This is a genomic window from Mesorhizobium sp. M7A.F.Ca.CA.003.01.2.1 (assembly GCF_003998945.1).
Classification (GTDB): Bacteria; Pseudomonadota; Alphaproteobacteria; order Rhizobiales; family Rhizobiaceae; genus Mesorhizobium; species Mesorhizobium ciceri.
Map to the genome: position 1 here is coordinate 1 of NZ_RZRA01000239.1, position 6,427 is coordinate 6,427.

The 6,427-nt window shown below is 63.5% G+C and carries 7 protein-coding genes; 4 read left to right on the top strand and 3 right to left on the bottom strand.

Annotated elements, in window-relative coordinates; genetic code table 11:
• Positions 1 to 841: alpha/beta hydrolase (locus EN969_RS12325; RefSeq protein WP_164758234.1), on the top strand; the 841-nt coding region annotated here is incomplete at its 5' end.
• 42 nt (positions 842 to 883) lie between these two features.
• Here EN969_RS12325 and pyk read toward each other — a convergent pair.
• Positions 884 to 2,320, bottom strand: coding sequence for a pyruvate kinase (pyk, locus tag EN969_RS12330; protein WP_013529204.1), 1,437 nt, complete (start codon positions 2,318 to 2,320; stop codon positions 884 to 886).
• On the bottom strand, positions 2,317 to 2,805 hold the full coding sequence (locus EN969_RS12335; protein ID WP_063169175.1) for a DUF1036 domain-containing protein: 489 nt from the start codon (positions 2,803 to 2,805) through the stop codon (positions 2,317 to 2,319). The genes pyk and EN969_RS12335 overlap by 4 nt, the downstream gene beginning before the upstream one ends.
• A gap of 245 nt (positions 2,806 to 3,050) precedes the next feature.
• On the opposite strand from EN969_RS12335, the gene EN969_RS12340 reads away from it, so the two are divergent.
• The 3 genes from EN969_RS12340 (at position 3,051) to EN969_RS12350 (ending at position 5,461) form a co-directional block, all read left to right on the top strand.
• On the top strand, positions 3,051 to 3,848 hold the full coding sequence (locus EN969_RS12340; RefSeq protein ID WP_024502956.1) for an N-formylglutamate amidohydrolase: 798 nt from the start codon (positions 3,051 to 3,053) through the stop codon (positions 3,846 to 3,848).
• 11 nt (positions 3,849 to 3,859) lie between these two features.
• On the top strand, positions 3,860 to 4,168 hold the full coding sequence (locus EN969_RS12345) for a DUF1244 domain-containing protein (protein ID WP_063170352.1): 309 nt from the start codon (positions 3,860 to 3,862) through the stop codon (positions 4,166 to 4,168).
• Between the two features lie 117 nt (positions 4,169 to 4,285).
• Positions 4,286 to 5,461, top strand: coding sequence for an MFS transporter (locus EN969_RS12350; RefSeq protein ID WP_063170353.1), 1,176 nt, complete (start codon positions 4,286 to 4,288; stop codon positions 5,459 to 5,461).
• Here the strand turns inward: EN969_RS12350 and EN969_RS12355 are convergent.
• Complete coding sequence (locus tag EN969_RS12355) at positions 5,425 to 6,333, bottom strand: LysR family transcriptional regulator (RefSeq protein ID WP_063169176.1); 909 nt, start codon at positions 6,331 to 6,333, stop codon at positions 5,425 to 5,427. The genes EN969_RS12350 and EN969_RS12355 overlap by 37 nt on opposite strands.
• Positions 6,334 to 6,427 lie beyond the last annotated feature (94 nt).

Sequence of the window (6,427 nt, forward strand, 5' to 3'; positions counted from 1 at the left end):
CCAGATGCTGCCGCTGCGTCCCTTGCTCGAAGGCCGCGCCGAAATGCTGTTCTTCGACCGGCCAGGCCACGGCTGGTCGGGTCGCGGCACCAACAACGAGAACCCGTCGGCGCAGGCCAACACCATTGCCGCACTGATGGACCATCTCGGCATCAGGAAGGCTGTCATCGTCGGCCATTCCTTCGGCGGCGTGGTGACATCGGCCTTTGGCCGCGAGCATCCAGACAAGACACTTGGACTGGTCTTCCTCGCACCGGCGACCCATCCATGGCCGGGCGGCGCAACCGCCTGGTACTACGATCTGACCACCATTCCCGTGCTCGGCTGGCTGTTTTCCGAAACGCTGACCTATCCGGCCGGTACACTGCAGATGGCCGACGCCACCACCTGCGTTTTCTCGCCCAACAAGGTGCCGGACAATTATCTCGGAATGGCCTCTATCCCGCTGGTGCTGCGACCAAAAGCCTTTCGCGCCAACGCCACCGATGTCGCCGGGCTCTATCGCTATGCCCTCGACGCCGCACCGCGCTACAACGAGATCAAGGCGCCAACCGTGGTCATTTCAGGCGATCGCGACAAGGTGGTCTATGCACATATCCATTCGGTCGGTCTGGCGCGCGACATTGCCGGTGCCGAACTCGTCTGGGTGCACAATCTCGGTCACAAGCCAGACTGGATGGCGCCCGACCTGACCGTCGGCGCCATCGAGAAGGTCGCCGGCAAGAGTGTCGACCTGCAGGCGATGGCCAGGACCGTGGAGGCGCGCATCGCCGGCGACGCCTACGGCGCCGGCAGATGCGCCGATATCAAGGTACCGCAGGCCGAACTCGCGCCGACCTAAGGCGGTCGCCCGAACCGTTCAGAGCCGACACGCTTTGGGAATCTAGCGGCTGACTTGTGTGTCCGACCCGATATAGGCGATGCGCAGCATGTTGGTCGAACCCGGTGTCCGCAGCGGTACGCCCGCGGTGATGATGACGCGGTCGCCCGGCTTGCCGAAGCCTTCGTCGAAGGCGATGCGGCAGGCGCGGTTGACCATGTCGTCGAGGTCGACGGCGTCGGGCGAGACAACGCAATGCGTGCCCCACAAAAGCGACAGCCGCCGCGCCGTGTTGAGGATCGGCGACAGCGCGATAACAGGCACTTGCGGCCGCTCGCGGGCGGCGCGCAGGCCTGTGGTGCCTGATGCGGTGTAGGTGATGATCGCCGACAGCTTCAGCGTTTCGGCGATCTCGCGCGCGGCCAGCGAAATGGCGTCGGCGCCGGTCGCTTCCGGCTCGGAGCGCTGGGCGTTGATGATGCCGGCATAGGTCGGATCGGTCTCGACCTTGGTGGCGATACGGTTCATCATTGCCACGGCCTCGACGGGATAGGCACCCGCCGCCGATTCCGCCGACAGCATGATGGCATCGGCGCCTTCGAAGACGGCGATCGAAACATCGGACACCTCGGCGCGGGTCGGCACCGGTGCCGTGATCATCGATTCCAGCATCTGCGTTGCAACCACCACCGGCTTGCCGGCGCGGCGTGCGGCGCGCGTGATCTGCTTCTGGATACCGGGCACCGCCTCGAGCGGCATCTCGACGCCGAGATCGCCGCGGGCGACCATCAGCGCGTCGGACAGTTCGATGATTTCGGCCAGCCGGGCGACAGCCTGCGGCTTCTCGATCTTGGCCATGATCAGCGCCCGGCCGCGTGCGATCTTGCGCGCTTCGGCCAGATCCTCCGGCCGTTGCACGAAGGACAGCGCCACCCAGTCTACGCCTGTGGCCAGCACGGCATCGAGGTCCTTGCGGTCCTTCTCGGTCAACGCGCCGACCGGCAGGTCGGTGTCAGGCAGGCTGACGCCCTTCTTGTCGGAAATCGTGGTGCCGGCGACGACGGTGCAGACGATCGACTTGCCGTCGCTCTTCACCGCCTTCAGCTCGAGCTTGCCATCGTCGATCAGCAGGCGATGGCCGGCTTCGACCGAGCTCAGGATTTCCGGATGCGGCAGATAGACCCTGGTCGAGGTGCCGGGCTCGGGATTGTCGTCGAGCGTGAAGGTCTGGCCTTGCGTCAGCACTTCCTTGCCGTTGGCGAACTTGCCGACGCGCAGCTTTGGCCCTTGCAGATCGGCGAGGATGCCGATCGGCCTGCCAACGGCTTCCTCGACAGCGCGGATGCGTCCGACCAGCGTGCGCATCAGTTCATGGTCGGTATGGCTCATATTGATGCGGAACACATCGGCGCCCGCTTCGAACAGTTTCTTCAGCATCTCCTCCGAGGAGGAGGCAGGACCGATGGTGGCTAGGATCTTGACCTTGCGGCTACGTCTCATTGACTGTTTGTTCCCGGGGTGGCTGGAGCGCCTCCCGTTGTGGACTCATCGGTCAGCTGGACCATCCAGCTTGCCTGTTCGCCCGTGTCATATTCCTGGAATCCGGCGCGCTGAAAGCCCCGGGCGACGCAGTCGGTTACGCCTGCGATCTTGAACTCTTTTTCAGCCACGCACATGTTGATCGGGCCGTCCCAGCGTCCACCGCGTTCGGCGTCTTCTGCATAAAGATAGTAAAACCTTGATGACAGCGGCCCTTCGATCAGCGTCTTGCAGCTCGATCCCTCGATGTGCCACCAGCCTTCAGTGATCCAGCCGGCCTTGGCGCGATAGCCGATGCCGACACCAACCAGGTTCTGCGTGGCGTTGCAGACGCGGAAATCGGCACGCGCCGGCGAAGCCACGACCATGGCCGGCAGGCCGATGGCAAGAGTGAGGAGCGGCATGGCAAAGGCAGAGCGCATGCGCTGCCCGCCGGCGGAACTCATCCGAAAACCCCTCAAAAACCACATCAGCATCTCTCTGCGCCCCTTTTCGGAAAAGTCCGGGCGCATGTCAACGCACCGTTTTGTCCAATTCCAATCGATTTAGAAAGGCTCCGGCGCACAATTCGCCGACTTGTGCCAGATTTCCCGGGAAACCTTGGCCAAACAACGGCATTGCGCAAGCGTCGTCTTCGTGGAATGACGATAGCATCCTCCCCGGAAGCCAGCGAACAGACCATTTCCCGCCAATGACCCGATCCACAGTTTTCGCGCCTTTCGACATCATCGAGGGCGACCGCAAGCGAGGCATCGTGCTGTTGGGCGATCATGCCCGTCGCGACCTGCCCGACGACTATGGCAGCCTCGGCCTGCCCTCAGCGGAGTTCGACCGCCACATCGCCTATGACATCGGCGTCGAGGGCGTGACGCGCGAACTGGCTGCCCTGCTGGGCGTGCCAGCGGTGCTCGCCAATTTTTCGCGGCTGCTGATCGATCCCAATCGCGGCGAAGACGACCCGACGCTCATTCGCCAGCTTTATGACGGCACGGTCGTACCTGGGAACTACCCCATCGCTGCCGAGGAGCGCGAGAGGCGGCTCGACGGGTTCTACCGGCCCTATCACGACGCCGTCAGCGCCATGATCGCCTCGGTCGCACAGGCTTCCGCCCAGGCGCCCTTCATCTTCTCGGTGCATTCCTTCACCCCGGCCATGCAAGGAATCCAGCGTCCTTGGCACGTCGGCATCCTGTGGGACCTCGACGACCGCGTGGCGCGGCCGTTGATAGACATGCTGGCGCAGGACAGGAACCTCGTCGTCGGCGACAACGAACCCTATGACGGCGCGCTGCGCGGCGACACCATGTACAAGCACGCCATCGTCAACGGCTTCGCCCATGCGCTGATCGAGATCCGACAGGATTTGATATCGGACCAGAAGGGCGCGCTCGCCTGGGCCGAACGGCTGGCGCCGATCGTTGACGCCATCGACCGCCGTCCCGATATACATGTGGTGAAGATGTTCGGCTCGCGCACCGGGCCGCTATGACGGAGGTTTCGATGACCGAACTCAGCGACGAGCAGCAACGCGATTTCGAGGCGGCCGCCTTCCGCCGGCTGGTCGAGCATCTGCGCGAACGCAACGACGTGCAGAACATCGACCTGATGAACCTCGCCGGCTTCTGCCGCAACTGCCTGTCGAACTGGTATCGCGAGGCGGCCAATGCCGAGGGCGTCGGTCTCACCAAGGATCAGTCGCGCGAGATCGTCTACGGCATGCCTTATGCGCAATGGCAGGCGCTCAACCAGACCGAGGCCTCCGACGCCAAGAAGGCCGAATTCGAGGCAAGGCGCCACAAGGACCATTAAGGCCGGCGATCACTCAAGGCTGTGTTTGGCTCAAAAAATGCTTCCCGAAAGAGCCTTGACTGAAAATTGAATCGATCTAATTTGCCGCGCGAAGCCATTTCTTGCGGGATTCGCCTCATGAACGCGTCAACTGCCAAGCTGACTGCCATTCGCGGCCGATGGGCGCTCGCGGCCATTTTCCTCGCCAACGGCTTCCTGACGGGCAGCTGGGCGCCGCAGATTCCGGTGTTCCTGACCCGGCTGGAGATTTCGAAGTTCACGCTCGGTCTGCTGATTCTGTTGTTTGGGGTCGGCGCCGTCGTCGCGATGACCTGGTGTGGCCATTTGATCTCCAGACATGGTTCGCGCACCGTACTGCGTTGGTTCGCCCTGTGCGGCAGCCTCGGTCTCATGGTCGTGGCGCTGGCGCCCGACGTACCCTTGGCGGCCGTTGCCATGATCATCTTCGGCGGCTCGATCGGTGGCATGGACGTTGCGATGAATGCCAACGCCGTGGTGGTCGAACGGCGGCTCTCCCGCGCCGTCATGTCGTCTTCGCACGGCTTCTGGAGTCTCGGCGGTTTTGCCGGTGGCGGCCTCGGCGGCTTTGCCATCCAGCATTACGGCCACCTCGTCCACGCGGCGGCAGTAACGGCGTTTGCCTTCGCGGTGATCGCGGTGGCCGTTCGCTATCTCCTCGCCGAAGACAGACCGCAGGCGGCCGAGCACCACAAATTCGCACTGCCGGCAAACCCGCTGGTTTATCTGATCGGGCTGATGGCGTTACTGGCGATGATCTCCGAGGGCGCGGTGCTCGACTGGGCAGCCCTGTATCTGCGCCAGGAGCTCGGCGCCGATCTCGCCGTCGCCGGCCTCGCCTACGCCGGATTTTCAGGCGTCATGGCGGTTACGCGGTTCTTCGGCGACGGCATACGCAATCGCTTCGGCGCGGTGACGACGCTACGCGCGTCGGCCCTCGTAGCCGCGGTCGGCATGCTGGTGGCTGGCCTGGCGCCCTCGCCCTGGCTCGCCATTGCAGCCTTTGCCTTTTGCGGCTTCGGCATCGCCAATATGGTGCCGATCATCTTTTCGGCCGGCGGCAACCAGGAAGGCATGTCTTCCGGCACCGGCATGAGCGTGGTCACAACGATCGGATACTGCGGCATACTGGTGGCGCCGTCGGCGATCGGCTTCGTTGCCGAGCATTCCAGCTTCGGCCCGATCTTCATCACCATGTCGGGACTGCTGATCATCGTGTTGCTGATGGCCGGGCTCGCTCACCGCGCCGAATTCGCGCCAGCACCCGCAGAATAGCGTTTCAGCTCCTCGTGAAGGAAATCCACCACACGGCGGATGCGCACGCTGGTACGCACGTCGCGATGCATCGCCAGCCACACCGGCAGAACTGGCAGCGGCAGGTCAGGCAGCACCTTCTCAATCAAAGGATCCCTGTCGGCCAGCGGCTCCTGGCCAAGACCAATGCCGTTTCCCGCCCGCACCGCTTCCCACAAAACCATCTGGTTGTCGGTCCTGAAGCGGAAGCTGCTCCGGGTGACGGGGATGCCGTGCTGGGTAAAACCCCTGATGATCTCGTCGCCGCGGTCGAAGCCGACCAGATCGTGGCCGACAAGATCGGCAGGCTTCAGCGGACGGCCGCGCCTGTCGAGATAGGATTTGGCCGCGCAGGCGCAGAGCTCGATGTCGCAGACCTTGCGTGCCATCAGCTCGTTCTGCGCCGGCTTGACCATGCGGATGGCGATGTCGGCATCTCGACGCAGCAGGTTCTCAACCTGATTGGAAGCGACGATCTCGACCTCGATGCCGGGCTCCTCGATCCCCAGCCGCATCGTCATCTCAGGCAGGACATAGGCCGCCACGACCTCGCTGGCGGCGATACGCACCGTGCCTTCGATAGCCTCGACCGAACCCAGTGCCAGGAGTGAGAAGGCGCTTGCCTGCTCGCTGACCGCCTTGCCGCGTTCCAACAGCGTGCTGCCGGCCTCCGTCAGTTCGTAGCCGTGCCGTCCTCGACGGAACAGCGTGACGCCCAGCGCCTGTTCCAACTCGCCGATGTGACGGCCAAGCGTCGGCTGGCTGGCCGAAAGCTTTCGCGCGGCAGCCGACAGGCTGCCGGATTCCGCCACGGTGACAAAGCTCTTGATCAGGTTCCAGTCGATTTCTGCCATTCATTTATGAATATCAGAACGCCACCTTTAGTCAATTTCCATTCGTATTCGAAGCGCCCATATTCCAGCTGCAGACACCAACACGGACTGCAAA

Coding starts and splice junctions, on each gene's coding strand:
- pyk (WP_013529204.1), bottom strand. CDS start 2,320: ATGAGACGTAGCCGCAAGGTCAAGATCCTAGCCACCATCGGTCCTGCC.
- EN969_RS12335 (WP_063169175.1), bottom strand. CDS start 2,805: ATGAGTTCCGCCGGCGGGCAGCGCATGCGCTCTGCCTTTGCCATGCCG.
- EN969_RS12340 (WP_024502956.1), top strand. CDS start 3,051: ATGACCCGATCCACAGTTTTCGCGCCTTTCGACATCATCGAGGGCGAC.
- EN969_RS12345 (WP_063170352.1), top strand. CDS start 3,860: ATGACCGAACTCAGCGACGAGCAGCAACGCGATTTCGAGGCGGCCGCC.
- EN969_RS12350 (WP_063170353.1), top strand. CDS start 4,286: ATGAACGCGTCAACTGCCAAGCTGACTGCCATTCGCGGCCGATGGGCG.
- EN969_RS12355 (WP_063169176.1), bottom strand. CDS start 6,333: ATGGCAGAAATCGACTGGAACCTGATCAAGAGCTTTGTCACCGTGGCG.